Origin of the sequence: Neorhizobium sp. SOG26 (genome assembly GCF_003491345.1) — a bacterium.
In the GTDB taxonomy this organism is placed as follows: domain Bacteria; phylum Pseudomonadota; class Alphaproteobacteria; order Rhizobiales; family Rhizobiaceae; genus Neorhizobium; species Neorhizobium turbinariae.
The window spans coordinates 407,269-432,422 of sequence record NZ_CP025513.1 but is presented as its reverse complement, the minus strand read 5'-3'; the positions used below and the strand labels follow the sequence as shown (position 1 = coordinate 432,422).

The window sequence follows — 25,154 nt, the reverse complement described above, 5'->3', positions numbered from 1 at the left end:
CGCGTATGGGGTCGTGTCAATGCGTTCTCCTATTCGGATTGCCCTCAAGGACGATTAGAGTATAGTGCCGATATCGTCGGTGTCCGAACGGGACGAAAAGGGAATGCGGTGAGACTGATAGTCGATTCCGCGGCTGCCCCCGCAACTGTAAGCGGAGAGCTTTACTCCCAAGTGCCACTGGAGAAATCTGGGAAGGCGGGAGAAAGCGTGTGATCCGCAAGCCAGGAGACCTGCCGACGCGTTGGTGAAGAAGATGCTCTCGGGGTTGAGGGCGAAAGGAAACGATATGACGACCAAGACGGCAGCCATTGCACTCGGTGCCTCCGCTTCCAAGATTGTTCCCCTTAGCATAACGGCCATGCTCGGCATGTTTGTTATAGGGTTCGTAGGCTTCTCGCATATGGAGGTTGTTCACAACGCCGCGCACGATTCGCGTCATTCACTCGCGTTCCCCTGCCACTGAGGAAGCCGACATGTACTTGTTTCGCAACATCGTCTTGGCGGCGGTGGTGTCCGGGCTTGTGTCTGGGCTCATCCTTACCGTGCTGCAGAGCTACGCCACGATCCCACTTATTATTCACGCTGAAACCTTTGAAGGCAAAGGCGAGGAGGTTGGGCATTCCCACTCCCATGCGCATGATGAGGGTACGCCTGCACATGATCATGGAGAAGAGGGATGGACGCCGGCCGACGGCACGGAGCGCTTCGTTTACACGGCTGCTTCCAACATGCTTGCTGGGATCGGCTTCGCTCTCATTCTGTTGACGGCGGCGGAGGCGCTGGGAACGCTCAATGGGTGGAGGAGTGGGCTTATGTTTGGCTTAGCCGGCTTCCTTGCCTTCAGCCTGGCGCCGGGGCTCGGACTGCCGCCAGAACTTCCCGGGATGCCTGCAGCCGATCTGGCCGCGCGGCAGTTGTGGTGGTTTGCGACGGCAGCTTTGACCGCACTGGGGCTGGGTCTGCTCGCTTATACCAAAGCGCCAACCCTCGCTGTGTTGGGCATCCTTTCACTTGTTGCCCCTCATCTGTGGGGCGCGCCCCTACCCGACACTCACGAAACAGCGGTTCCGTTGGAATTGCATGCGCGTTTTGTAGCATCCGTTTTCGCAACAAGCCTGCTTTTCTGGGCGATGCTCGGCACAGTCTCAGGCGTTGTGAGAGCTCGACTTCGCGGTGGAGAGGAGGCATATTCCAACGGCGCGGCAGAGCCAGTGCGGTGAAACAGGTCGACGAACAAGTCGAGGCACGCCATCGCGCCAAGATGGCAAACCGTAAATCCATTCAGGATGCTGAAGTTGCGGAGAAGACCTTGGAAAAGGGCCTTCTCCTCGTGCACACCGGCTCCGGCAAGGGTAAATCCACTGCGGCCTTCGGCCTAGCTTTGCGGATGCTTGGCAACAACAGGCGTGTCGGTATCGTCCAGTTCATCAAAGGCGCCTGGTCTACCGGAGAGCAACCTGCGCTCGCGGTCTTCGGAGATCGTGTGGTCTGGCATACGATGGGCGAGGGTTTTACCTGGGAAACGCAGGATCTGAAACGGGACATCGCAGCAGCGGAACGTGCCTGGCAGAAGGCGGTGGACCTGATGCAGGATGAGACGATAGCCCTTGTCGTCCTGGACGAACTGAACATCGCGCTGCGCTACGATTATCTCGACATTGATGCCGTGATCACGACGCTTCAAGCACGGCGCCCTGATCTGCATGTCGTCGTTACCGGGCGCAATGCCAAGCCGGCTCTGCTTGAGGCGGCTGACCTCGTGACGGAGATGACGCTGGTGAAGCACCACTTCAAGGCCGGCGTGAAGGCTCAGGCAGGCATCGAGTTCTGAGCGATGGCAGCCCGCGCATTGATGTTCCAGGGAACGGGCTCGGACGTAGGGAAGTCGCTCGTTGTTGCAGCACTCGCTCGTGCCTTCACACTGCGGGGGGTTACCGTCCTACCGTTCAAGCCGCAGAACATGTCGAACAACGCTGCGGTGACCGCCGATGGCGGTGAGATTGGGCGGGCGCAGGCACTGCAGGCGAGAGCCGCAAACGTGCCCCTCAGTGTTCACATGAACCCGGTACTGCTAAAGCCACAGGGTGACGTGGGCGCGCAGGTCGTGGTGCAGGGCCGTGTACTTTGTAATGCAAGGGCCGCCGAGTATCAGCGGATGAAGGCGGCGCTGATGCCCCATGTCCTGGACAGCTTTTCGAGGCTAAAATCGGCGGCGGATCTGATCTTGGTGGAGGGCGCCGGTAGCGCGTCAGAGATCAATCTGCGCCAAAACGATATCGCCAACATGGGCTTCGCTCGTGCTGCCGATGTGCCGGTCGTGATGATCGGGGATATTGACCGAGGAGGTGTGATTGCGAGCTTGGTCGGAACGAAAGTAGTGCTCGATCCCCCCGATGCGGCAATGATCGCTGGCTTCATTGTCAATCGGTTCCGCGGCGATCCTCTGCTCTTCGAAGAGGGGATGCGACAAGTGGCCGCTTTGACCGGCTGGCAGGCGATCGGGCTGCTGCCCTTCTTCAAGGATGCTTCCCGTCTTCCTGCTGAGGATGCGTTAGGGCTGGGGCAGCCGGAGAAGCGGAAGGTTGGCACCAAACTGCGCGTCGCCGTACCAATCCTGCCGCACATATCGAATTTCGACGATCTCGATCCGCTGGAGGCAGAGCCTGATGTGGATCTGATCCGGGTGCGACCGCACGAGATACTGCCCAATGACTGCGATCTCGTACTTATCGTCGGTTCCAAAGCTACGATTGCAGATCTCCGGGTCCTGAAGGAGAGTGGCCTCGGCGTTGATATTGTCGCTCACGCACGCCGTGGTGGCCATGTCCTCGGCCTTTGCGGCGGCTACCAGATGCTAGGTCGGAAGGTAAGCGATCCGTTTGGTTTCGAAGGTGAACCGGGCTCGATTGATGGTCTTGCCCTGCTTGACGTAGAGACGCAACTGGATGGGCAGAAGCGACTGCAGGCGGTCGAGGGGCGAAGCTTCGACGGCGAGTTCTTTTCTGGCTATGAAATGCATGTCGGGCGCACGCAGGGACCCGCTTGTTCTCGACCGTTTGCGACTGTCGACGGCAAAGACGAGGGTGCGATCTCAGTGAATGGGCGCGTAACGGGAACCTATGTCCATGGATTATTCGCTGACAATCGGCAACGCTCGGCCTGGCTTTGCAGGATCGGAGGAACCGCATCTCATCTCGATTATAACGCAGAGATAGATGCAGTACTTGACCGCCTTGCGGACCATGTCGAGCAACATCTTGATTTGGACATGCTCCTTACACTTGCGCGCTAAGACGATCAAAGCCGAAAGCTTCACTCATCGAGGTTGAAGCGCGGTCGGTTTGATCCGCACTATTGCTTAGTGCCGCGATGGATTAAACGCTGTTCGACAACAGGCAGGCGTTCACTCGCGATAGTGTGGCGTCAGGTAAGAAAACGTCGACTGGATCAAGCGCGCAAAGTGAGGCGTTCGAATAATCTTCGGCGCGGCGAACTACTGAACGCAGGCACCGGCGGTTCATATCTGTTCAAGAGCGCTGTCGCCCGAAGTCGCGCCGGGATGGCACTGCGGTTCCATGGGTTGACTTGGCTGCATTCGCAAGACGTGCGATCAGCCTCGCTGCTGGGACCGCGAGCACGCGGCCCGAAGTGGTGGCTGGGTCTTCTTTGATCGAGGGCTTGTAGACGCGGCGGCCCTTGAGCACGCGGCTGGTGAGCCCGCTCTTGATACGCTGATACAATCCAGCCGCTACTACTCGCGAGTCTTCCTGACACCGCCTTGGCCCGAAATGTCAATCAGCACCGAACATTCACCCCTTTTACTTATCCAATCTTCACCCCCCCCCTGTAGACGATCAGCGCTTGGCCTGCCCGGCGCTGGCCGGGGTTGCAGAGGGTAGGCCAAGTGCGGGTGATGGGTATCTCCGGCTTTAGCTTTGAGAGCGGTTTTTGAAGCGCCAGGATTCGTTTCCGGTTTCCACAATCTCGCAGTGATGTGTCAGGCGGTCGAGGAGTGCGGTCGTCATCTTCGCATCGCCGAAGACCGGCGGCCATTCGCCGAAGGCAAGGTTCGTGGTGACGATGATCGAGGTGCGCTCGTAAAGCCGACTGATCAAATGGAACAGGAGCTGGCCTCCTGCCTGCGCGAACGGCAGATAGCCGAGTTCATCGAGGATGATGAAGTCGCGGCGTGTAAGGTAATCCGCCGTCCGGCCTTGCTTGCCGTTGCGCGTCTCTGTTTCCAACCGATTGACCAGATCGACAACGTTGAAGAAGCGGCCACGTGTGCTGTTGCGGATGAGAGCACGGGCAATCGCGATGGCCAGATGGCTCTTGCCGGTTCCCGTGCCGCCGACGAGGACGACGTTGCGCTGGTCTGCGACGAAGGTGCCGGTGGCCAGTTCCCGCACCAGAGATTCATTGACGGGCGTATCGGCGAAATCGAAGTCGTCGATATCTTTTGCCAACGGCAATTTGGCGATGCTGAGCTGATAGCGAATGGAGCGTGCCTGCTTCTCGGCGATCTCCGACTGCAGGAGATCACCGACAATGCGCGGTGGTTCATGCTGCCGCTTGATGCCGTTTCCCATGACCTCATCGTAGGCGCTGCGCATTCCGTAGAGCTTCAGCGTGCTCATCAGTTCGAGAACCTGCGTGGGTTCCATCAACTTACCCTCCTGAGCCTCTCGTAACGAGCGCAGTCGGCGACCGGCTCATGGGCAAGCCGAAGCGCATCCGGGATTTGCAGGGTCACGGCGGGAGCCGGATCGCGGCTTCGAGCCAGAATATTGATGATCACGGATGCGGAGCAGACGCCATGATCGAGAGCCTCCTGGCAGGCCGCTTCGACAGCCGTGAGACCGTCAACGGGCACGCATGCAAGGATGGCAACCATTTGCCGATCACCATCATCGTCGCTCTTCAGCCGTTTGCGGACCTTCTCCATCGCGGCTGGCAGCGCCCAGTCTCTGAATGGTGCGCCGTTACGCAATGCGCCAGGTTTGCGAGCGAGGACAGGAACATAGTGCCAAGGATTGTAAGTGGTCTCACCTCGGCCGAAGCAACGCTCGTGTTCACCCACATTCATCCCGTCCTGTCGGATAACGATCCGGTCGGCGTAGGCGTGAACTTCGACAGGGCGACCCACCGCCGTTGAGAGGACGGAGTATTTATTGTTATCGAAACGGACCGTGCAGGTCTTTGACACGGATGCCGGGACACTGTGGAAACCGTCGAATGGGCCGACGTAGCGCACGAGGCTGCTGCGTTCGGCTTCGAATACCTGCCAGATCGTCTGTCCCGTCTGTTCGGGATGGCCATGAGCCTTGGCATAGGCAATGCATTTATCGAGTAGCCAGGCATTCAGCTCTTCCAGGCTTTTGACCCTGAGGCGTGGCGTAAAGAAACGCTCGCGTACAAGGCCGACCTGGTTCTCGACCTGTCCTTTCTCCCAGCCGGATGCTGGCGTGCAGGCAACTGGCTGGACGAGATAGTGGCTGCACATCTGCAGGAACCGGCGGTTATAAACACGTCCCTTGCCGACGAACACGGCCTCAACCGCCGTCTTCATGTTGTCATAGATGCCGCGTGTGCAGGTGCCACGGAAGAAGGCGAAGGCCTTGTCATGCGCATCGAAGACCATCTCCTGGCTCTCTCGCATATAGGCCCGGACGAACATCATCCGGCTGTGGCAGAGCCGGACATGCGCCACCTTCACCGTCGTCGTCACGCCCTGGATCAGGACGATCTCGTGGCTCCAATCGAATTGGTAGGCTTCGCCGGGTGCATAGTAGAGCGGAACGTAAGCCTCGGACGTGACCGTTCCGCGTGCCTTGGCCCAGGACTTGGCGTAACGGCGGACGGTATCGTAGCTGCCATCATAGCCAAGAGCCCGGACCTCTTCATAAATCCGGATCAACGTCAGCCGCTCACGAGACGGCTTGCCTTCGTTCGAAATCAAGAACCGCTCGACATCGCCACTCCAGGCTCCGATCCGGGGTAGCGGCTGATGTTCTCGCTTATAGGTAAACTCGGTGGCATCGGAGCGCACAATCTTGCGGACCGTATTCCGCGAAACATTCAGTTCTCTGGCGATCTTCTTTACCGACCAACCCTGAACATGGAAGGCTCGTCGGACACGCGCAATCGTATCCACACTCTTCAACTCCCCACTCCATCCGCTGAAAAGCCGGATGGTCCGATGAAAATAGGGAGGGGTCAAAATTGGATAAGTATCACCCCGCCAGTGGAGTGCGCCCCTTGGGGTGGACAAGGATCAGGCTGCTGATTTGCCAGTCTGCCGGATGTGTTGATCCTCGAACTGTTGCGGGCTCAAATAGCCGAGCGCTGAATGGAGCCGGCGTTTGTTGTAGACCTCCTCGATGAAGTGGGGAAGGTGCTCGGTGATCTCTTCGAAGGTTTCGAAGGCCATCGGATAGACCGCCTCGACCTTCAGCGTTTTCATGAAGCTTTCGGCCTTGGCGTTGTCGTACGGATTGCCGCGGCGGCCCATCGAGCCGATCAAGCCGTTGACGGCCAGTGTCTCGCGGTAGAGCTCGGCAGCATACTGCGAGCCGCGATCCGAATGGTGGACCACGCCCGGCGGCGGCTTTCTCTGGTCAATGGCCGCCTTCAAGGCTGCCATCGTCAGCCGTGCGTCGATCGACCGACCGATGGCGTAACCGACGATCAACCGCGACCAGGCATCGAGGATGATGGCGACGTAGATGAACCGGGCCGGCAAAGCGACATAGGTGATGTCGCTGACCCAGAGCTGGTTGGGACCGCTCGGGATGATGTCCTTCGCCAAGTTCGGGAAGATCGGGCCGTCGTGGTCACTGTCGGTCGTGGCAATGAAACGTCGCTTGATCTTCGGACGCAGATCGTGTTCGCGCATGAGGCGACGGATCTTCTTGTGGTTCACGACAAGACCCTGCTGTCGCAGGGCCGCACCGACACGGCGGTAGCCGTAGAACTCGAACTCGTCGCAGATTGCGAACATCGCTTCAACGATCGCGGTGTCGTCGGCCGGCCGTTCTGGACAGTCATAATAGGTGGAGCGCGCCATTCCCATCAGCCGGCATCCTTCCGCGACGGAGATGCCGCGGGGCCGGTGATGATGGATGTAGTCCCGTTTTTCCGCCGCGGTGCGCTTTTCAGAGCCCCCTTTAGAAATTCCAGTTCCAGAGCCTGCTTGCCAACCAGCCGCTCGAGGGCGGCGATCCGGGCCTCGTATTCCTGGATGAGATCGACCGCCTGCGCATCGTCGTCGAATGCGCCTTGCTCATACTTCTGCACCCAGATGCGGATAAGGTTGCGCGACACGTCGTGGCGTTTTGCCAGACCATGCAGCGTTTCGCCGGCCAAGAATTCCTGCGCGAGCTGACGTTTGAATTCGACGCTGTGACTGCGGTGTTTTGCCATGGGTCTTCTTTCCGAAAACCCGGTAGGCCGGTCAATTCCTCATCCCGATCTGTCCACCCCAAGGGGCGCACTCCACAGTGGGGTCAACATTCCATGCTTAAACACAGCCCGAAATCTACATGAATGACAGTGAGCGTCGGCACGACTTCGAGAGCGCTCTCGCCGAATACCAAGGTCTATGCTATGGCGGAAATGACGGAGAAACTGGCGGCGTAGAAACGAAACCAGAGCACCTTAGCCAAGCCGCCAAGCTGTCTCACCAAGCGGGACCACCTCTGTTCGCAGTGGATGCCGTCGGCCAAAGGTAGCGATCCAGCTTCATGATGTATGTGGCCGGCCGACACTGAGGCTGCCGGCGAACGGGAGCGAAGACGTTGCGGAGTTCAGAGGAGCGAAAACGCACGCCGCGGAGGTAGCGCGCCAGCAGCGGGGGCACGATGAGCGAGCAGGAGGTTTCGACAAAGCCGGTACAACTATTGAAGTGCGTACTCGGGGCAGATGACGACGGCAGCTCGCAAGCAAGAGAACGCCGCGTTCACTGGAGAAACCCACGCCTCCTTCGCGGACTACTTGGAGTGCCAAGGCCTCAGTATCCGTGAGAGGGAGGCGGTGTTCAATGATATCGCCCTAGCATGCAACGACGCCCTCTACCCATTCCGGCCCAAGTGCCAGCTTGACCATGCCTGCCGCCGGTGGTGCCGTACCATCCGCGCGATGTAGACGTGAGGTACTCGGGGAAAGGCTCCTTACTGGAGATCATAGGGTGCACGGATGCGGAAATCATTTCCGCATCCGGCCGGTGGCGCAGACAGAGGTGCCAGCCCATCGGTCAGCTTTGGGAAGGGTCAGGTTTCCCGTTGAGCCGCTGGTGTTGCAGTTATCGGTAGGTAGTGAGAAAGGCAGATCTTTAAGTATCGCAATTCCGCCGGATGAAGATGAAGCGATTCCGCAAACGTCTTCTGTGCTGTCAAGCTGTGGTGTTACCGGACTTCTTTCGCTTGCGGGCAAACATATTCAGGACCTCCACCAGAGCGGAGAAAGCCATGGCCGCGTAGACGTAGCCCTTTGGTACATGGAAGCCCATGCCTTCGGCAATCAGCGTGGTGCCAATCATAAGCAGGAAACCGAGCGCCAGCATCACAATCGTCGGGTTCTTGGCGATGAAGTTGGCAAGCGGCGTTGCGGCAATCAGCATGACTGTAACTGCCGACATGACGGCAACAATCATGATCGGCAGGTGGGGTGTCATGCCAACAGCGGTGATGATGCTGTCGATCGAGAAGACAAGATCCAGGAGAAGGATCTGCCCGATAGCCGCGCTGAAGGTGATCGAGGCGGCGCCTCCGACCATGTCCTCCTTGTGATCGACAGGATCGACCGAATGGTGGATCTCCTTTGTTGCTTTCCAGACAAGGAACAGACCGCCGGCGATCAGGATGAGGTCCTTCCAGGAGAAGGCATGTCCGAAGATCTCGAAGATCGGCGTCGTCAACCGGACGATCCATGCCACGGTTCCAAGCAGCGCGAGGCGCATGACCAGGGCAAGCCCGATACCAATCTTGCGCGCCCGCTCTCGGTTTTCCGGGGGAAGCTTGTTGGTAAGGATGGAAATAAAGATGAGGTTGTCGATGCCAAGAACCACCTCCATTACGACAAGCGTCAGAAGAGCCACCCACGCGGCCGGATCCTGAGCGAGCGTTATAAGACCTTGCATTTAAGTCTTCTCCTGAGGGCGTCGCAAAAGACTGCGACCGAACTGATGATCTACGGAAGGTGCGCTAAATCAAGAACGGCTCGAGTTAGCAGCGTCAGCCCCACGTACACGCCGGAGCATCCGGCGGAGTTGACGCCGGCCGTCATGGGTTAGCTTTCCGCGCTCTCGCGTCGCTGGTTCGCAAGTAGCCCAGATACGACAGAGCAATGACGGTCGTTGATGTTCAGAAGTTGTTGGGGCGATATCGAGCCGGTCGCGATACCGACGGCGGTCCCGATGGCCCAAACGGGATCCTCCCCCGCCTGCGTGAGAAGCCTCGGTCCATGGGTGGAGAGGCATTGCTGGGACTGCTGGAAGACCTGCGTTGATAGGTTCGCTGCCTCCAAGCGTTCGCGCACTTCTTCATAGATTGGATCGACTACAAACAGGGCGAACAACCAAGCGGCGATCTCGGACAACATCGAAGGATACTCTTTCGTACTCGGCAGCATGTCGGAAACGGTCCGACATCGCGCAAGCGCCGACAGCTACGCCAGAGGGGCCCGGACCAGCGGGTTACGCTGCATTTAGGCACGGTCGGCTTCATGTTCAAGGGGGTGAGCAGAGACCATAAATTCGAGACGGGAACAAGAAAACGTGCTGCTGCCATGCTCTCGTTCGTTGATCGGCTCTTGGAATGGCTTGCATGAGCCCTTGCGCGGGAAGAGATACCGCCGTTCCAGGTACGAATGCCCACCCGGCCGCCTCGTGGACGACGTCTCGCCCCTCCAACATTAATGACACCCCGAACCCGCCGATAGACATGGCCCCAGTCCTAGCTAGATGCGGTGTAGCCCTCAGGGCGACGCGCTTGATCCACTCCTCCTGGCAGACTTTCCCGTGGGAGCCGACGATGAGCTCATCTCCGAACAGGGTAGCCCACTTGCAACGTGAACCCCTTTTCAGCCTCGTCGCCCGATCCCTGTCACCGGCATCTGACGCGCGATGATCATGTATTTGTCTCCCCGCAGCTCGTCGACGATCCCAGTGCGTCTCCCAAGACCAGTATGACGGTCCCACTTCAGCAGCTCCGAGAACTCTCCATCACAAAAGGTTTCGATATCGACCTCCCGATTGAGTAGACGAGTACTTCGCCACCTGCATCGTCGGAGATATGTTCGAAGCTGTAGGGCCGGTTCGGCCTCATCGACATGTCGGTGCGCCTTGCCGATGCGCAGGCGGGCCATGAAATAGGTCTCGACGTCTTCAGTGTCATCCGCGACGGGCGATCCTCGTCCGTGATCTGCATGGTCGTGTAGGTCGATGTGACGCGTCGCAACGTTCCAGTCGCTGGCGATCTCCGGTTCATTGCGATGCTCCTTTTCCTAACCTGGTCGCGCCGCTTGCTCTTGCAGACGCCCGCTTGTGACGCTAATTGCCAGCGCTTATATATTGTATGGAAGTCCTCGGCTTTCCGTATCCGCGAATAAAGAGGTGCTGCCGTGGGGGAGGAAATATGGTCGACTCTCGTGAGAGAATTTTCGGACATTCCAGACTCGTCTACCATAACACTAATTACGGTGCGCCTGGTGATCGCGGCGGTGCTTGGGGGGATCCTTGGATATGAACGTGAGCGTAAGCGGAGAAGCGCCGGGGTGCGGACCCATATGCTCGTGGCCGTCGGTGCGGCACTATTCGTGATAGGTCCGCTGCAGGGCGGCATGGAGATCGGCGATCTGTCACGCGTACTGCAGGGAATCGTTCAAGGAATTGGCTTTCTTGGTGCCGGCGCTATCATGGTTCGCACAGCACAGCGCCAGGTAGAAGGACTGACCACGGCGGCCAACATCTGGGCCACCGCGGGGATCGGTATTATTGCCGGTCTCGGATTGGAAGCGACCGCCGTCTTGTCTACGGTGATCGTTTTGATAATTCTCGCAGCTGTCCCCCTGATCCTGCCAAAGCATTCGGAACCGGACTAGATCCTAATCGTGCGTCTCGGTAGAAGACGTATCGCCGTTGTGCTTGTCATCAAGGACGCCTCGTGTGAGCCCTCAGGAAGATGCCAAGGTACCGCCAGTGGCAGCGTCACAATGTCTTCTTCGAAACCTCGAGATCTAGCCTTCCCCTTACCAAGTTAAACCGGCAGCTCCTGAGACGACTCCCAAAGAAGAACCTGCATCCAAGCACTAGGTGGGTGACAGCTGCGTATGACAGCGGCGTGAGCACTGGATCATCGATCCACCCGCTGCCTGCCTTGTGTTAGATGCTGCGCCGCCCATATCATCAAGAGGTTCTTCTGGAGATCGAAAATGCCATGGCAACGCGCCTCAAGCTCAGAATGCGCTGGCGCAGGAGAAAACTCATGCCACAGAAGACTCGTGGCGATTGTCTGAAGTGTCATGTCGCGGGACCGCTGGACAGCGCACCGGCGCAATCAACGGAGGTTAGCTCATCATCGAGCGCATCGAAGCGGCCCAGCGACAGGAAGATCTGTGTCGTCTAGGTGACACCGCAGCCAACCCTTCTGAAATGAACGAAGTCATACTTGACTCACGCTAGCGCAGACAGCGACTGCTTCAGGTCGGTTGCTAACGTCTCACGCGGCGTCCCTGTTAACGTCAGCTCTGTTGGTACACAAACACATCGACGTGGCGTACTGCTTGTGTCCAATTCGGGCGATGTTTTCAGTATAGTAGGTGCACCGTGGTCGCTTGCTCACCGACGCCTTCAGGAACCGGCACAAGAGTCTTGTTATAGTCAGTGTTCAGCACGAGGTTGGGTCCCTTGGAGAGGCGAAGACGCCTGACGACGATGGCTGTGTATGCTGACGCGTCGGCAACCTTGTTATTGGCGTCGATAATCAAGTTTCCGTTGGCAAGGTAGATTGTGCCGAGTAGCTTTCGCGCTTTGTTGCTCGTGATTACGAAGTCCGTTTCAGCGGATGCGCGGTCCTGAAAGGTGACGAGGCCGGCCAAAGCGCCAGTAATGGGAGCCTCGATGTCGACCTGCGCGCTGCTTCCGAACAACATGCCGGCGTGTTTTCCCGTAAAATAGAAGCCGACACCTTTACCCTCAACTACAGAGCTGGATTCTATGATCAGCGGTCCGTCCTTGATGACGTATATGCCTGGCTTGAGCGAAACCTGAGAAGAGGCGCGGATGGTCAAACCCCCGCAGTAGACCCCCGGCTGTAGGTTTCCAATGTACTGTTGATAGTCGGCCTCCATCTCACGGCAGGGACCAACAGCTGGAGGCGGACGAGAGGCGAGAGGATCCGCGACTTTAGGACAGTCCGTCAAGGGATTGTGATAGTTGAAGTTCCGCGGTGCGCCAGCAAAACCGCCTGCCGAACAGGCGAGCTGGCTGACGAGGTTGGCGTTTCCAGTTGAGGTGAGGCCGCTCGTGCTCAAAGAATTCGAGTAGACCGTACATTTCGGGGCCGAAATCGCCGCATTTGTTTCGAGCGACACCGTCGCTGCATCTGCCTCGTCTAACCCAATAACGCAAATGTTGGTGTTGTTATTGGTCTGAGCGGCCGATGACACTCGAATCTGCGGACTTCCAACAAGATACCCAACCACGAAATACGGATGGTGGTCCTGCTCAAGTGTTACGGTGACCTGCTTTTTGATGGAGTCCACTTCGACTTTCGCTTCAACGGTGCCCTCAGCCCCGGAGTGCTTGTGCGCTTCGAGGTAACCGTTCACGACCGCGACTGCGGCAGAGTTTGCCCAGCCATTCAAGGAGGCCTCCTTCGCCGCACCAAGAGCTGCGGCATCGGCGATGTTCTGCAGGTTTGTCCTGTGCGTCAGAAATGCGCTCACGTCGACAGCGCCGCCCGCGACACCGATTAACAGCGGAGCCATGATTCCCGTGAGCATTGCCATGTGGCCACGTGTGCAAGCCAATATACGGTGGGACGTCCGCAGCACCGAAGATCCAATCATGCCGGATATGCCTCCGGATCGCTCATCAGTTCAGCAACTGCTTGGGATGGCACCGGTCGAGAGAACAAAAAACCCTGTACGCGATCCATGCCCGCCGCACGAACCTCTGACAGTTCTTCCTGGTTTTCAACGCCTTCGGCAACAGAGACAAGTTCAAGGTCCCGGGCAAGCCCCGCAACCGCGTGCAAAAACTTTCGTGTGACGCGATCATGCGGGCATGCTTCGATGATTGACCTGTCAACCTTGATCTCTGAGAATGGACAAAGCCGAAGGAGCTCAAAGCTAGAAGCTCCCATTCCATAGTCATCCAGCGATAGCTTGAACCCAAACATCCTCAACCTCGTCAGAGCCTCGACCAAACGCGAGGGATCTTTAGGGAGCGATTTTTCCGTAACCTCTATGCAAATCGTGTTTGGATCTGCGCTAAGGTCAGTCACAGCCTGCTGGAGATCGGCGATTACGTGTGGCCGCTCAAGGACGGAGGCGTCGAAATTTATTGATACATCAGCTCGAGTTCGGCCAACTGGCCAAGTTCGGAAGTCACGCACGACTTTAGTCGCGATCTCCAGCGAAACAGCGGTTAGATCCTCAAGTCCGTTGACCGATGAAAAGAGATCTGCCGGTCCATGGATTCGGCCATCTTTTGAGGTCAGTCGGATCAGGGATTCGAAACCTGCAATTCTAAGCGTCGCGAGATCATATTGAGGCTGGTAGTACGGAGTCAGTTCGCAGTCCTTACCAGCCAGTCCCCCAAGCTTGGCCGACGGCCCCCTTGTCATCTCTGACTTCGCGAGCATCTCGGCGACCCCCTCCATCGTCAGTGGCTTGGTAAGGACACCGAGGATCGAGATCCCAAGCATTCTGCCCATGGCCTCCGCAGACCGGAGAACCGCGCGGCTTTCGCCGCTAGAAATAACGATATTCCCAGCATAACCAACCTCGTGCGCTGCGCGCATGAACGCAAGGCCATCAAGGTCCGGCATGTTGAGGTCCAAGAAGACGAGGTCGGTGTCGCGCGCCTCCCGTGTCAATGCAGCCAGTCCGGCCCGTCCGCAGGGTGCCGTTCGCAATAAGCCCGATGTAAGCGTCGACAAGATGCTAGATGCCACGATGGCATACATCGGGTCGTCATCTACGATCAGGCAGTTGATTGAATGCTTCATTAAAGCCTCCTGATATGGAGGACATATGAGAATGAATAAGAACCTATTACTAGGCGTGCGCAGGAAATCGCACCGTTCATGCGATCGATCGTTCTTCCGTTCCGTCTGGTTAAGGAATTTCTGCGATCCTCTCTAAAAAGAGGAAACAAATGAAGCCTGATAGCCCGATCTCGACCCGTATCTCACGGATTGTCATCGCAGCGGTGGCCACAGGTATTAGCGTTACCGTAGGTGGTTTCCTTGTCGTTGACTTTCGTCAGTCGATGCTAGCTGAGACGTCTCGCTACCAGAGCGCGGCCTTTGCCTTTGCTGCTGCCGCCAGTGACGGCGTTGCTGAACAGAACGCTCGCACGGTACTCGAAGTCATCCGCGGTGTCCGCAATCTTCCTGAGGTGGGATATATCGCGACGCTTGATTCAACTGGAGACGTGATTGCCGAGATCGGAGGCGGGGCTAGGCTAGTCGGGCGAGAGGACGCTTGGTGGCACATCCCGACGACGATCGAGGTGACAGCCGACGTGAGGCGTGCCGGCCGATCTGTGGGATCGGTGTTGATGCGCGCACAGCCAAAGGACCTGATCGAACGTTACCTATACGCCGCCCTTTATGCATTTCTGTTCGGGGGCATGCTTGTAGGCCTAACTTCGTACCTCGCCAGGATCAAGGTGGTGCGGGTCATCCGTCCTCTACGGGATCTATCAGAACAATTCATCGACATCGGCCAACGGTCCGACCTCAGGCGCCGTCTGAACAAGCAACGCAACGACGAGGTGGGCGTGCTGGTCGACGCGTTCAACCAGATGTTTGCGCATATCGATGAGCGCGATCGTCTTCTGCAACGACATATGGAGACTTTGGAGGAGACGGTGGACGCGCGCACCAAAGAGCTTCGAGCGGCAAAGGATGAAGCGGATGCAGCAAATGCTGCCAAGTCCACCTTCCTTGCAACGATGAGTCACGAAATCCGAACGCCGATGAACGGCATGATGGTGATGGCCGAGATGCTGTCGGCGGCGCCGCTGTCGCCAAGGCATCAACGATATGCGGAGATTATCACAAGATCCGGCAAGAACCTCATTCACATAATCAACGACATCCTGGATTTTTCGAAGATCGAATCGGGTAAAATCGAACTCGAGGAGGTTGAGTTTTCTCTCGATGCTCTTGTTGAGGATGTAGCTTGTCTGTTCTCAGAGCGGGCGAGGGAGAAGGGACTTTCGCTCGCCGTATTCATCTCACCTCAGGTGCCTTTCAAAGTCGTCGGTGATCCCGTACGCCTGACGCAGATCGTTAGTAACTTGGTCAACAATGGCTTGAAGTTTACCGAGACGGGCGGTGTTACGATCAGGCTCGAGGTGGTCGACGACCAGATTGCCATTACGGTAGAGGACACGGGGATAGGCATAGCCTCCCACCAGATCCATAGGATCTTCACGCGCTTCTCCCAAGCCGACTCCAGCATTACTCGCAAGTTCGGCGGGACTGGACTCGGCCTATCGATCTCGAAACAACTGACCGAACTGATGAAAGGGACGGTTCGGGTCGAAAGCCAGGTTGAGAAAGGGTCTCGGTTCATCATATCGATTCCGTTCAAGATGACTGAAGCAGCGAGTGAGATATCGAAGCGCTTTGACTTTTCGGTTGCTCTGTTCGATGACGACGTCATAACCCGTTGGTCTGTTGCCCAAGCCTTGGAGGCAAGGGGTATCTCTGTGTTTGAAAGGACGAGTGGCGTCTGCAAGGCTGTATTCATCCGCGCCGGCACTTCTCACGATCTCTCCGATATTGCGCTCGGCATGCCTATCGTCCTCCTTCGCCCCTTCGCCGCTACGTCAGTCTCTATTCCGAACCATCTTGACGTCACCGCAGAAGTTCCACTTCCAATTCCGCGGTCGGCGTTCGACCTAGTCTGTGCAGCCGTGGAGGACGGTGATTTTTCGACGCTTGACTTTGATTGCCGGGAAAAGCGCACGAACGTTCTTCCAGACCTGCGTCACCTCAAGGTGCTTGCCGTCGACGACGTAGCCGTGAATCGTGAGGTTCTCGCAGAAGCTTTGAGGACGTTTGGGATCCAAGCCGACCTCGCCGAGTCCGGTCAGGACGCGATCAGCCAGGCTCGCGCCAGATCGTATGATGTCATATTCATGGACTGCTCCATGCCTGGAATGGATGGCTTCGAAGCTAGCAGAGAGATCCGCGCGCTGGAGCAGGTTGCGGCTCGCCAGCCCTCACTCATCATCGCGCTGACCGGACACGTCATGGGCACGGAGAGTGGAAATTGGAAAGATGCGGGGATGAACAGCTACCTCGCAAAGCCTTTCAATATCGCTCAGTTGACCAGGGTTTTCCACGACCTGCAGATCGTTCGTCCCGGAAATGGGGAAGACATAGTCACAAACCATGGGGTGGACTCGCTACTCTCAAGCGAAACCATGACGATGTTCGAGAACATACGGACGAGCACAGGAGCGGATATACGCAGTAAGGTCTTTGCAATGTTTCGCGCTAGCGCGCTCGATGCATTTCGAACGGCGGTTGCTGAGATCATGTCAAATGGTCCGGAGGGGAAGCGGCTCATTCATGCTTTAAAGTCGAACTGCTCGAGTGCAGGGGCTGCAAGAGCGATGTCAATCTGCGAGCGGATTGAAACGGTGCTGGTTTCGGGCGCTACAGCTGACCACGCGCTCCTACGCGAGCTTGAACTTGCGTTGAGCGACACCTTAGTTGCCATGGCAGAACTCGATGCTTCGATCTCCGCCTAAGAAGGACGACAGCGCGCTTGTACCTGAACTAGCCCCCGAAAGGCCCGGACATGCTCCCCCATTTAGTTAATTGGGTAGGAGTAATGTTGGTGATATGACTAGCAGCAATTTTAAGATGGAAGTCCTCTCCGGGCCGGAACGTCGGCGGCGCTGGAGCACGGCAGAGAAGCTGGCGATCATCCAAGAGACCTATGAGGCGGACGCGACAGTGAGCATCGTCGCGCGTCGTCATGGCATCCAGCCGAACCAGTTGTTCGCCTAGCGCAAGCTGGCGTCCCAAGGGGCGCTGACGGCGACGGCCGCCGAAGAGGAGGTCGTTCCGGCATCCGAATACCGGGCGCTTCAGGCCCAGGTGAAGGAATTGCAACGCCTGCTGGGCAAGAAGACGATGGAGAGCGAAATCCTCAAGGAAGCGCTCGAAATCGCCGGAGGCCCAAAAAAACATCTGTTGCGCTCGCTCTCTCTTCCGAGGGGGATTTTGAAATGAAGACCGTCTGCGAAACTCTTCGTGTCGCCTGGTCGAATATCGCGGCGCGTGCCGCAGGCTCCCCTTCCAGAGCCAGAGGACGCCCGCCACTACCTGATCGCGAATTGGTGGAGGACATCAAGGCCGTCATCGCCGAAACGCCCACCTACGGCTATCGTCGTGTCCATGCCATCCTGCGTCGGAATGCCCGGAAAGACGGACGTTCGTGGCCCAATGCCAAACGCGTTTAACGTGTCATGAAGCTGCACAATCTGCTGTTGGTGCGCCACACCGGAGCGGTCGATGATCGCCTTCACAACGACCGGGTCGCCGTCGAGCGTTCGAACATTAGATGGTGCTCCGACGGCTTCGAGATCGGCTGCGACAACAAGGAGAAGGTCCGTGTCGCCTTCGCCCTCGACTGCTGCGACCGTGAAGCAATCGCCCATGTTGCCACCACCGAAGGTATCAAGAGCGAAGACGTGCAGGACCTGGTGATCACCGCTGTCGAGAACCGCTTCGGCCGCATCAACATGCTGTCCAAACCTATCGAATGGCTCACCGACAACGGCTCCTGCTTCATCGCCAAGGACACCGCATCCTTACTGCGCGACATCGGCATGGAGCCGTGCACGACGCCGGTGCGCAGTCCACAATCGAATGGCATGGCCGAGGCGTTCGTCAAAACCTTCAAGCGCGATTACGTCTCGGTCAATCCCACCCCGGATGCTGAAACCGTCATCGCTCAACTGCCGTTCTGGTTCGAGCACTACAACAATCTTCACCCGCACAGCGCATTAGGATATCAGTCCCCGCGCGAGTTCATCAGCTCGCAATCTCAAACCTGAGCATGTCCGGTCTTTTGGGGGCAACCCCAGTACCACTGGTCGACAAGCAATCGCTCCTTCCTATGCGAACCACCATGTTGAACAATATGATGGCCTTTTGGCAGCATGGGACGGTTCAATTCGTGCGGGCCAGGGTTGTCCGCGACCGTACGACAGGGGCCTTAACCCCCTTACCCGCCGCGACTGGCGGGCACATGATGCAGAAGTGTCTTCCGCTGCCCGTGACGCATTTGTCGAGCAGAGTGGTCATTCATACCAGCTTCGGATCGTAGACCTGGGTCCAGTTCGCACCAGAGGTAAGCTCCGCGTCCGTCACGCCCTTCTGCGAAGCCGGATCACTAAAGAACGCGACCCACGTGGGTGCATGACCCAGTGGCGGCGATACCAGACGGTTTCGACGCCTTCACCGCTACAAGCAGCAGCCAAGCTAAATCAGCCAGCGACGTGATCTGGTAGCTCTGATGCGCTGCGTGTCCGTCTCCGCAAGGAAGGCCGCAGCATTCGAGCTTAAGTGGCAAATTTCCGTGTTCATGACAGTTCACTTCGTTCCTCTTCGAGGCCACAGGTTTGCTTGAGTCTATCCCTCGAAGCGAGCCCCAACCGGCATCCTCCACCCTGGTTTTTTCACGGTTTGCGGAACCGCGTCGGGCGAGTGCCGTCTTCTTGACTGCTTCATCAACCAGTTTGCGTTGCTAGCCTGCAAAGCCGCGATGCGTGAACGCCCCGGGAAGTCATCGTTCACATGAACGGGCGGACCCGCATGACGTGCGAGCTTGCGCCCAATCCTCCCGAACCATTGAAGCCGCCGAAGGTCAGGACTGGGCCGGATTCGTTTCCGGAAGTCCTAAATCATCCCAGGTATACCTTCGCATCCTTGCCCGAGTGGAGGACGCTCGCGATCCACTGCCGAAGCTCCGCCGCGAGTGCGGGAGCAAGGGAAACAGCGAGTGGCGGATGGGTATGCTGCCGCGATAGGAAGTGCTCTTCTCCAGCATCCTTACAAAGATCAGGCTCTTCGAGGGCCTTCGATTCGTGAGCCTAATGGTTTCGACATGCGAAAATATCTTCCGGGAGGCGATATCTCTGTCGCCTCAGCGAAGGCCTGTCTTCCTTGGGACGCGTCTCGTCAGATTGTCGCCATAGGGCCGGAAAGTTTAGAGGGAACCTATCAGAGGAACTGCCGGTCAAATTACTTATAGGGGTTCAGCCTTCATGATCTGTTTAAGATATTACTGAATTACACTAGGCAAATTAGCGAGAACGTATATGTGGTAATCATATGCATAGTCTCTTGATCCGCCTCATCACAGCCCTTGCCGTCATGTTGATCTCGCCATTGCCATTGCTTGCTGCGGAACTTCCTTTGCCGCAGGGAACACCTGTCCTGTCGATCTCGGGGGCGATCAAGGTTACCAATTCCGGTAATGAAGCAATACTCGACCGTGATATGCTGGAAGCGCTGGGAACAGAGAAGATCGTAACAAAGACTCCCTGGTTCGATGGGGTGACAGAGTTCTCGGGCGTGCGGCTCGACAAGTTGATGGATCTCGTCGGAGCGCATGGGCAGGCTGTCACTGCGGTCGCATTGAACAACTACGTGACGACCATTCCGATAGAGGATTTCTCGCGGTATCAGGCGATACTGGCGCTGAAGCGGGACGGAAGATATATGTCCATTCGTGAAAAAGGCCCACTTTTCATTATTTACCCCTTCGACAGCGATCCGGCGCTCCGGACGCAGACTTATTTTGGTCGGGCAGCCTGGCAAGTCGCCAAGCTTGTGGTCGAGTAGGAGCGCCGGGAAGGATCATGCCGCCCAAGGCGTTGGAAAGAGTTCTCGCCGCCGTAGTCTGTTTCTTGATGCTTGCCGCTGGCTATACGGCGGTCGTCATCTCCCAGCGGCAGGCCGCCCTGCAGACGATTTCCCGCTACAATGCCGCCTGGACCGTCAGCCAGGCAGTCGCCGAGTTTCTGGAGCTTGAGCGTACCTTGGCATCCTATGCGCTGCCGCAAGGAGCGACTACTTTAGATGACGTTCAACTACGGCTGGATATCATGTTCAGCCGACTGGACACGTTCCAGCCCAGCGAGGAGACGGAATTCGGCAAAGGCCGGAGCCTGAGGCAGTTCATCAGGAGTGACGTACGCAACGAGAGGGTGGTCGAACGGCTCCGCGCAAGCCTGGAAACTATCGATGGCTTGTTGAACACGAATGACCCGGCATTCGATGTAGGAGGGGCGCTGCAAACTCTCGAGTCGCTAAACGCTGACATGACAGCCTTGACCTCGCGCGCGGCGGCCTACGGGGCCGAGCGTTCGGAAGCCGACCAACGGGAACTGGCCCGGCTGCACCTCATCCTGTCCGGGCTCATGTCAGGCCTGATCTTCTGCGGAATCCTTCTGATCACGCTGATCTGGCGGCAGAACAAGCTTGTGCGCAAGGCGCATGTGAAGCTGCAAACGACGGCAACGAAGCTCGAGGAAGCACATAAAAGCCTCGTCTCGCAGAACCAGCGCTTCGATGCGGCGCTGAACAGCATGTCACAGGCATTATGCACCTGTAATGTTGATGGCCAGTTGATCGTCTTCAACGACCAGTTCGCAAAACTGGTCGGGATCGCGCCCGCCACCTTGGCCGGAATGGACTTAAAGAAAGTCATTGCAGCCGCGGCGGGGCAAAATACGCCCTCAGTCATCGAGATCATCTTGCAGCAGCAATCGAGTTTCATCGAGGGAAGAAGGAAAGGGCGCTTTACCGTAGATCTGCCGGATGGCGGGGCATACGCCGTTTCCCATGAGCCAATCCCCGATGGAGGTTGGCTTGCCACTTATGAAGACGTAAGCGAGCGCAGGCAAACGGAAGCGCGAATCTTCCACATGGCGCACCATGACGCGCTGACGGGGCTGCCGAACCGCGTTCTCATGCGAAAGAAATTGCTGGACCGATGTGCCGAGCCAGCCATCGAAGATGGTTGCGATATCCTCCTTCTCGATCTGGACGGGTTCAAAGAAGTGAACGATACCCTTGGGCACGACATCGGCGACCAGATGCTGAGGGAGGTTGCCGCCCGACTTCGCTCCTGTGTTGCACACGAAGGGATCGTAGGTCGCCTGGGCGGGGACGAGTTCGCAATCCTCACGCGTCCGGGTTGCACCTCGGATGACGCGAGCGAGCTTGCCGAACGCATCCTCGCGGCAATCGCCGAGCCCTTCCATCTGGATGGTCGCAATGTTGTCGTGACCGCCAGTATCGGGATCGCCGCGCACATCGGGACAAACTGCACGCCGGACGAAGTCTTCAAACATGCCGACCTTGCCATGTATCAGTCCAAGGCAGACGGTAAAGGCCGGGTCACCCGCTTCTCGCAGGACATCGCGGAACGATTGCTCGCGCAGAAGTCGCTTGAGGCCGATCTGCGTGAGGCGATGTCCTTGAACCACCTGGAAGTCCACTATCAATCGCTGCACGATACGCAGACACGGCAGGTCAAAGGCTTCGAAGCCCTGCTCCGCTGGAAACGCCGAGGCCTCGACTTTGTGCCTCCGCCGGACTTCATCCCGGTCGCAGAGAAGCTGGGCCTCATTGACGAGATCGGAGAGTGGGTTCTGAGACACGCTTGCCAGGAGGCTCTAAACTGGCCCTCCCAGTTGACCGTTGCAGTCAATATTTCCCCGATGCAGGTCCACTCGGGCAACATTGCGAACCGCGTCCTCAGTATCTTGTCGGAGACCGGCCTGGCTCCCCACCGGCTGGAGCTGGAAATCACGGAGTCGGTGCTTCTGGAAGCTGCCGAAAGCACATTGTTGACGCTTCATCAGCTACGGCAGCTTGGCGTACGCATCGCCCTTGACGATTTCGGCACCGGATACTCCTCGCTGAGTTACCTGACGACATTTCCCTTCGACAAGATCAAGATTGACCGAAGTTTCGTCCGGAATATCTCAACGCGAGCCAACGCCTCTTCGGTGATCGAGATGATCGTCCAGCTCAGCACCGAGCTCCGTATGATCACGACAGCAGAAGGGGTGGAGAATGAGGAACAGCTTCGTTGCCTCCAGATCATGCGCTGTACGCAGGTGCAGGGCTATCTCTTCGCGCGACCCCAGCCCGCTCACGCATTGCTGCTTGAAGCGCCGAATGCCAGAGTTGCCCGTTCACAGCCCGTATAAAACAAGGCTTCGCGTTCGCGCTTTGCCAGCGTTGCTCGACCGCTCCACAGACGTTGCGGATCATCGGGTTCGCTAACGCTTCATAAAGCGTACAGAATTGTCCATGGCGTCTTGCCCGCTACCGGCCATGGCGCGATCTGGGTTCAAGGGGATGTCAGCAATCCTGCAGACATGGACCGCTTCTTTGACCAGATCAAAAGCGAACATGGACGCGTAGATGTGGTCTACGCCAACGCTGGTGTGTCGGAATCCGCGTCAATCGATGACATTCAGGACGGCCACTTCGACCGCCTGTTCGACATCAACGTCGAAGAAACGGTCTACACGATCCAGAAGGCTTCGCCGCTGATGTCTGACGGTGGCTCCATCTGCTTACTGGCTCCGGCGCGGGGAGCAAGGGCTTTCCCAAACCTTCGGTCTTTTCGGTTCAGCATAAGAACAGTAAGAACCCGCCGAAATCGCCGGGTTTGTCAGGTTCCCGAAGGCGATTTCCCGCCATCTTCGGTTAGGATCTTGCCACCGATCTCAGAATTCTTCCCAGCTCTCGTTGCTAACCGCGACTGCAGCAATGCCCTTGCTGGTAAAGGCGCGCGCGATCTTGTTGACCATGCCACGTGCCGGCGAAGAGACCGGGGCGGCGGCGGAGCTGGCAACAGCCGGAGCGGCACGTCGAACGGGGTTGGCGGCTGAAACTGCGCCCACCTGGAACTGCGAAACGATTTCGCGCAGGCGGCTTGCTTCGTTGGCGAGCGTTGCGCCGGCGGCATTGGCTTCTTCCACCATGGCGGCGTTCTGCTGCGTCACCTGGTCCATCTGGTTGACGGCAGTGTTGACTTCCGACAGGCCCACCGATTGTTCGCGTGCCGAGGTGGCGATCGCATCCATGTGCTGGTTGATGGTGACGATATAGCCCTCGATCGTCTTCAGGGCTTCACCCGTTTCGCTGACCAGCTTGACGCCGGTGGCGACTTCGCCAGACGAGTTGCGGATCAGATCCTTGATCTCCTTGGCGGCCGTGGCGGAACGCTGTGCAAGTTCGCGTACTTCCTGGGCGACGACTGCAAAGCCCTTGCCGGCGTCGCCGGCGCGTGCCGCTTCCACACCGGCGTTCAACGCCAGCAGGTTGGTCTGGAAGGCAATGTCATCGATGACGCCGATGATGTTGGAGATCTGGTTCGACGACTGTTCAATGCGCCCCATGGCGTCAACGGCGTTGGCAACCACCGAGCCGGAATGATTGGCGCTTTCGTTTGCCTGGATTGCCACTGCGCGGGCTTCTTCGGCACGCTTGGAGGAATTCGCAACATTGGTGGTGATCTGGTCGAGTGCTGCGGCGGTCTCTTCGAGCGAGGCAGCCTGCTGCTCGGTGCGCTTCGACAGATCCTCGGCGCTTTGGCTGATCTCGCGCGAGCCGCTGTCGATCGAGCCGGTGGATTCCGTGACAGATGTCATTGTTTCCCGCAGTTGCTGGACCGCCTGATTGAAGTCACCACGCAACTGCTCGAACTCCTGAGCAAATGACTGCGACAGCTGGAAGGTCAGGTTGCCGGCGGCCAGTTGCTTGAGACCATCGGCAAGGCCGGACGTTGCCTGTGCCATGGCTTCGGCACGAATGCGCTCCTGTTCCGCGGCGCGGCGACGCTGTTCTTCCGACTGGCTGCGTTGAGATTCCGCCTGCTGCTCAAGTTCCCTGGTGCGCAGAGCATTGTCCTTGAATACCTGCACCGCCCGCGCCATCGCGCCAACTTCGTCGGCACGACCTCCACCGTCGACCGCAGCATTGAGGTCCCCACTGGCCAGTCGGGACATCGTCCGTGTCAAGCGGCCGAGTGAACTCCCCAGCGAACGGGCAAAGAAGAAGAAGCCAATCAGAGAAAGGATTGAAACGAAAAGCGTTCCGCCAACGGTCATCCAGATGGCCGTGCGAGCATCCTCCACAACTGAGGTGACGTCGGATGCGATCTCGAGAATCCCAATCTTGGCGCCGGAGAAGTTGTTGAATGGAACGGTTCTTACCAGATACGTGCCGTTCTCGGTCGTGACTTGCTCTTGAACGGGTGACCCATCGAAAGCTGACTTCAGCACCTGCTCGGAAAGGAAGCCCGTCTGCGATGTCGATGCCTGCTTCTCTAGTTTCCCATCAACAAGGATATGGACTGCGATCTCCCCGCCGATCCGTTTGGCGAGTGGTTCGAAGTAGGCGTTGGTCAAGCCCGTCCCTGCGTCAACCAAACCGAGCACGTTGCCGTCTCGCACCACAGGTGCCGATGCAAACATGCTGACGGCTGAGCGGCCGGGCTCAATGCCGGCGACAAGCTTCCCGCTGGACAACGCTTCCACGACCGTTTTGCGGCGTGACGTCATGTCGTCACCGAATTTGTCCGGCGTGTGGATGCGGGCAACGGCTTCGCCCTTGCCATTGATGAAGGTGATGAGTTGCAGCCCGCCTTCTGCGATCACCGAAGGCAACGATCCGGTGTAACGAGCGATGATATCTTCGCGTGCATTTCGCTGGATCAGGTCAGCGGTGTCGGGCTGTCCTGCGATCGCCAGCGCTAGAGCCGATGCTGCTTTTCTTTGTGCAGCCATGTCAGTCTCTACTAGCGCTAGATCACCTGTGGCTTCGCGTGCAAGAGCATCGCTGCTTGCGACGGATTGGCGATACCAAGCGGTTCCACCA

At 57.8% G+C, this 25,154-nt stretch carries 17 protein-coding genes, 3 pseudogenes and 1 riboswitch; of the genes and pseudogenes, 11 read left to right on the top strand and 9 right to left on the bottom strand.

Annotated features, from left to right (window positions below; translation table 11 throughout):
* The first annotated feature begins 60 nt into the window (after nucleotides 1-60).
* A riboswitch (cobalamin riboswitch) is annotated at nucleotides 61-252 on the top strand.
* A gap of 34 nt (nucleotides 253-286) precedes the next feature.
* The 5 genes from CYG48_RS18585 (at nucleotide 287) to CYG48_RS22955 (ending at nucleotide 3,899) form a co-directional block, all read left to right on the top strand.
* Nucleotides 287-463, top strand: a complete 177-nt coding sequence (locus tag CYG48_RS18585; RefSeq protein ID WP_118852844.1) for a CbtB domain-containing protein — start codon at nucleotides 287-289, stop codon at nucleotides 461-463.
* A 10-nt stretch (nucleotides 464-473) separates the two neighbouring features.
* Nucleotides 474-1,220, top strand: coding sequence for a CbtA family protein (locus CYG48_RS18580; RefSeq protein WP_118852042.1), 747 nt, complete (start codon nucleotides 474-476; stop codon nucleotides 1,218-1,220).
* Nucleotides 1,217-1,831, top strand: a complete 615-nt coding sequence (cobO, locus tag CYG48_RS18575; protein ID WP_118852041.1) for a cob(I)yrinic acid a,c-diamide adenosyltransferase — start codon at nucleotides 1,217-1,219, stop codon at nucleotides 1,829-1,831. The genes CYG48_RS18580 and cobO overlap by 4 nt, the downstream gene beginning before the upstream one ends.
* Before the next feature lie 3 nt (nucleotides 1,832-1,834).
* On the top strand, nucleotides 1,835-3,292 hold the full coding sequence (locus CYG48_RS18570) for a cobyric acid synthase (RefSeq protein ID WP_118852040.1): 1,458 nt from the start codon (nucleotides 1,835-1,837) through the stop codon (nucleotides 3,290-3,292).
* Between the two features lie 301 nt (nucleotides 3,293-3,593).
* Entirely contained in the window at nucleotides 3,594-3,899 is a 306-nt protein-coding gene (locus tag CYG48_RS22955) for an AAA family ATPase (RefSeq protein WP_445304366.1), read from the top strand.
* Nucleotides 3,900-3,929: 30 nt separating this feature from the next.
* On the opposite strand, the gene istB is transcribed toward CYG48_RS22955, so the two are convergent.
* The 6 genes and pseudogenes from istB to CYG48_RS18530 all read right to left on the bottom strand — a co-directional run bounded on the left by istB (nucleotide 3,930) and on the right by CYG48_RS18530 (nucleotide 9,597).
* The gene (istB, locus tag CYG48_RS18560) at nucleotides 3,930-4,664 is read right to left on the bottom strand and encodes an IS21-like element helper ATPase IstB (RefSeq protein WP_118852039.1); all 735 of its coding nucleotides are present in this window, start codon (nucleotides 4,662-4,664) and stop codon (nucleotides 3,930-3,932) included.
* Nucleotides 4,594-6,163: pseudogene (gene istA / locus CYG48_RS18555) on the bottom strand (IS21 family transposase). Before istA ends, istB begins: the two are co-directional and overlap by 71 nt.
* 111 nt (nucleotides 6,164-6,274) lie before the next feature.
* Complete coding sequence (locus CYG48_RS18550) at nucleotides 6,275-7,099, bottom strand: IS3 family transposase (RefSeq protein WP_245450493.1); 825 nt, start codon at nucleotides 7,097-7,099, stop codon at nucleotides 6,275-6,277.
* Nucleotides 7,072-7,422, bottom strand: coding sequence for a transposase (locus CYG48_RS18545; protein ID WP_118849511.1), 351 nt, complete (start codon nucleotides 7,420-7,422; stop codon nucleotides 7,072-7,074). Before CYG48_RS18545 ends, CYG48_RS18550 begins: the two co-directional genes overlap by 28 nt.
* 967 nt (nucleotides 7,423-8,389) lie before the next feature.
* Nucleotides 8,390-9,136: a TerC family protein gene (locus CYG48_RS18535; RefSeq protein ID WP_118852036.1), complete on the bottom strand. Its 747-nt coding sequence runs from the start codon at nucleotides 9,134-9,136 to the stop codon at nucleotides 8,390-8,392.
* Nucleotides 9,137-9,285: 149 nt separating this feature from the next.
* Complete coding sequence (locus tag CYG48_RS18530) at nucleotides 9,286-9,597, bottom strand: hypothetical protein (protein ID WP_118852035.1); 312 nt, start codon at nucleotides 9,595-9,597, stop codon at nucleotides 9,286-9,288.
* A gap of 1,020 nt (nucleotides 9,598-10,617) precedes the next feature.
* On the opposite strand from CYG48_RS18530, the gene CYG48_RS18520 reads away from it, so the two are divergent.
* Nucleotides 10,618-11,097 carry an MgtC/SapB family protein gene (locus tag CYG48_RS18520; RefSeq protein WP_118852033.1) on the top strand — a complete coding sequence of 160 codons (480 nt, stop codon included), beginning with the start codon at nucleotides 10,618-10,620 and terminating at the stop codon, nucleotides 11,095-11,097.
* A 705-nt stretch (nucleotides 11,098-11,802) separates the two neighbouring features.
* Here CYG48_RS18520 and CYG48_RS18515 read toward each other — a convergent pair.
* On the bottom strand, nucleotides 11,803-13,005 hold the full coding sequence (locus CYG48_RS18515; protein WP_199925348.1) for a pilus assembly protein TadG-related protein: 1,203 nt from the start codon (nucleotides 13,003-13,005) through the stop codon (nucleotides 11,803-11,805).
* 56 nt (nucleotides 13,006-13,061) lie between these two features.
* Nucleotides 13,062-14,228, bottom strand: coding sequence for an EAL domain-containing response regulator (locus tag CYG48_RS18510; RefSeq protein WP_118852031.1), 1,167 nt, complete (start codon nucleotides 14,226-14,228; stop codon nucleotides 13,062-13,064).
* 149 nt (nucleotides 14,229-14,377) lie between these two features.
* Between CYG48_RS18510 and CYG48_RS18505 the strand changes: the two genes are divergently transcribed.
* The 5 genes and pseudogenes from CYG48_RS18505 to CYG48_RS22950 form a co-directional block, all read left to right on the top strand.
* Nucleotides 14,378-16,990, top strand: coding sequence for an ATP-binding protein (locus CYG48_RS18505; protein WP_118852030.1), 2,613 nt, complete (start codon nucleotides 14,378-14,380; stop codon nucleotides 16,988-16,990).
* A 94-nt stretch (nucleotides 16,991-17,084) separates the two neighbouring features.
* Nucleotides 17,085-18,304, top strand: a pseudogene (locus CYG48_RS18500) (IS3 family transposase).
* A gap of 1,294 nt (nucleotides 18,305-19,598) precedes the next feature.
* The gene (locus CYG48_RS18485) at nucleotides 19,599-20,096 is read left to right on the top strand and encodes a molybdopterin-dependent oxidoreductase (protein WP_199925364.1); all 498 of its coding nucleotides are present in this window, start codon (nucleotides 19,599-19,601) and stop codon (nucleotides 20,094-20,096) included.
* Between the two features lie 17 nt (nucleotides 20,097-20,113).
* Complete coding sequence (locus CYG48_RS18480) at nucleotides 20,114-22,474, top strand: putative bifunctional diguanylate cyclase/phosphodiesterase (RefSeq protein ID WP_118852028.1); 2,361 nt, start codon at nucleotides 20,114-20,116, stop codon at nucleotides 22,472-22,474.
* A gap of 171 nt (nucleotides 22,475-22,645) precedes the next feature.
* Nucleotides 22,646-22,828: pseudogene (locus tag CYG48_RS22950) on the top strand (SDR family NAD(P)-dependent oxidoreductase); the annotation flags it as partial.
* Between the two features lie 171 nt (nucleotides 22,829-22,999).
* On the opposite strand, the gene CYG48_RS18470 reads toward CYG48_RS22950, so the two are convergent.
* Nucleotides 23,000-25,063 carry a methyl-accepting chemotaxis protein gene (locus tag CYG48_RS18470; RefSeq protein ID WP_245450603.1) on the bottom strand — a complete coding sequence of 688 codons (2,064 nt, stop codon included), beginning with the start codon at nucleotides 25,061-25,063 and terminating at the stop codon, nucleotides 23,000-23,002.
* Nucleotides 25,064-25,154: the final 91 nt, after the last annotated feature.

Coding starts and splice junctions, on each gene's coding strand:
- CYG48_RS18585 (WP_118852844.1), top strand. CDS start 287: ATGACGACCAAGACGGCAGCCATTGCACTCGGTGCCTCCGCTTCCAAG.
- CYG48_RS18580 (WP_118852042.1), top strand. CDS start 474: ATGTACTTGTTTCGCAACATCGTCTTGGCGGCGGTGGTGTCCGGGCTT.
- CYG48_RS18570 (WP_118852040.1), top strand. CDS start 1,835: ATGGCAGCCCGCGCATTGATGTTCCAGGGAACGGGCTCGGACGTAGGG.
- istB (WP_118852039.1), bottom strand. CDS start 4,664: ATGGAACCCACGCAGGTTCTCGAACTGATGAGCACGCTGAAGCTCTAC.
- CYG48_RS18545 (WP_118849511.1), bottom strand. CDS start 7,422: ATGGCAAAACACCGCAGTCACAGCGTCGAATTCAAACGTCAGCTCGCG.
- CYG48_RS18535 (WP_118852036.1), bottom strand. CDS start 9,136: ATGCAAGGTCTTATAACGCTCGCTCAGGATCCGGCCGCGTGGGTGGCT.
- CYG48_RS18530 (WP_118852035.1), bottom strand. CDS start 9,597: ATGTTGTCCGAGATCGCCGCTTGGTTGTTCGCCCTGTTTGTAGTCGAT.
- CYG48_RS18515 (WP_199925348.1), bottom strand. CDS start 13,005: ATGGCAATGCTCACGGGAATCATGGCTCCGCTGTTAATCGGTGTCGCG.
- CYG48_RS18510 (WP_118852031.1), bottom strand. CDS start 14,228: ATGAAGCATTCAATCAACTGCCTGATCGTAGATGACGACCCGATGTAT.
- CYG48_RS18505 (WP_118852030.1), top strand. CDS start 14,378: ATGAAGCCTGATAGCCCGATCTCGACCCGTATCTCACGGATTGTCATC.
- CYG48_RS18480 (WP_118852028.1), top strand. CDS start 20,114: ATGCCGCCCAAGGCGTTGGAAAGAGTTCTCGCCGCCGTAGTCTGTTTC.
- CYG48_RS18470 (WP_245450603.1), bottom strand. CDS start 25,063: ATGGCTGCACAAAGAAAAGCAGCATCGGCTCTAGCGCTGGCGATCGCA.